Here is a 1,637-nt window from a genome sequence, read left to right as displayed (position 1 = left end):
TAGCCTCGATCTTTCACGTGGCCGGCGTTTGTGGTGGTCAGCGGGTCAGCGTGGGGTGAGCAGGGACGATTCCCGGCGTTCGGTCGCCGGCTGTTCGAGGTCCTTGGTTGTTCGGGTGGGAGCGACGGCTCAGGCGGTCTGCAAGGTGGTCCAGGCGGTGTCGAGGAGGTCGAGGTAGGGCCAGTCTCGGGGGAGGTGCAGTCGCCGTCGCCGCCCGGTATGCACGATGCGTCCAGCGACCGAGAACAGACGCAGGCGCAGCTTCTTGGGTGCCCATCGGCGTACCGGACTGTGTTCGTGGAATCCCAATGTTTGGGTCCAAGCGATCAGTTCTGCGGCCAGGGACACGATTTCGAGCCACAGCTGGTTGTGCGCGAAACCGTGGAAAGGCAGATTACGCATCCCGGTGTCTTTGAGGCTGCGGATACGGTCCTCGGCACGGGCACGCTGGCGGTGACGCACCTCGAGCATTGGCAGTGTCCAGCCTGGTCCTCGGGTGTTGGTGGCAAAGCAGGTGATACGCCAGCCGTCTTCGTCGGTGAGTCGTAGTTGCGCGCCGGGGTGGGGGCGTTCGCGGCGCGCGATAATCCGCATCCCGACAGGCCACACGTTAAGGCCGGTGAGGTGATCGCGGGTCGTGGTGGGCATCCAGGCGGTCAGTTCGGCGACCTGGGCTCCGTCGCGAGCCTCGCCGTCACCGTTGAGTGCTGCGCGCCACGCCTGCACAGGGATCGTGGCGATTGCAGCGCGGATCGGGTCGCTGACCCCGAATCCGATGGAGTACTGCAACCCGGCGTCGGTGATGTGATGCAAAAACGCTTTCGAACAGCCACCGGTGTCGGTACGCACCAACACCTGGGCACGGTCGGTGGCCGGTAACTGGGCCAGCGCTGCATCGAGGACAGCGATGTGGTCAGCAGCACCCATCGCGGAGGCATTTCCCGCTCGCAACGTCAGCACCAGGGGTTCTCCGGTGCCGTGTTCGCCATGGTCGACCAACGCACACATCGGATGAAACCCGAACGTGCGTTTATAGGTCGGTGCAGCCGACTCTTTCTCGGAGTGCGCGGTCACCACGGTGGCATCGACATCGACGATGACCTGCCCCGAAAGGCTGGAACCGAGCGGACGGCGCTGTGACCACACCCGGTCGCGAGCCCGCACCCGCGCGTCGCGGATCGCCGAGAGCGCCTCGTCCCCGCCGGCCGCCAATGCCGACAGCACCCGCGATGCCGTCGCATCCGAGGCCACCGTGCCGAACACCCCGGGTTGTGCGCGCAGCACCGCCAGATCAGCCATGCAGTCACCACCCAATGCCAGCACCATCGCCTCATCGACGAGGACCTTCGCAGGATCGTGCAGAGCGCGATCGGACCGCCATGGCGCCAGCGCGTCTGAGAGCACCGCGTCCAGCCCCGAGAGCCGAACCGCCTCGCGTAACAACACTGCCCCCGACGAGGAGACCAGCGACTCGTGGCCGCGTCCAACAACCAACCGTGGATACCAGCTACCCTTCACCTGCGGAGTGCCTCTCTGCTCGGCGGACCTTGACCTTCGACAAGCCAAGAATCCCCCAGCAGACAGGCACTTTCGCGTATCACACGCCGCCCATCACCCAGCCACGTGAAAGATCGAGG

Annotated in this window: 1 protein-coding gene; it reads right to left on the bottom strand. The window is 65.5% G+C overall.

Annotation, left to right across the window (positions count from 1 at the left end):
* Positions 1–129: 129 nt before the first annotated feature.
* Positions 130–1,518, bottom strand: a complete 1,389-nt coding sequence (locus OSB52_RS24580; RefSeq protein WP_308203691.1) for an IS1380 family transposase — start codon at positions 1,516–1,518, stop codon at positions 130–132.
* Between the last annotated feature and the right edge of the window lie 119 nt (positions 1,519–1,637).

Origin of the sequence: Gordonia aquimaris, assembly GCF_026262595.1 — a bacterium.
GTDB lineage: Bacteria > Actinomycetota > Actinomycetes > Mycobacteriales > Mycobacteriaceae > Gordonia > Gordonia tangerina.
This window is presented reverse-complemented; position numbering and strand designations above follow the sequence as displayed.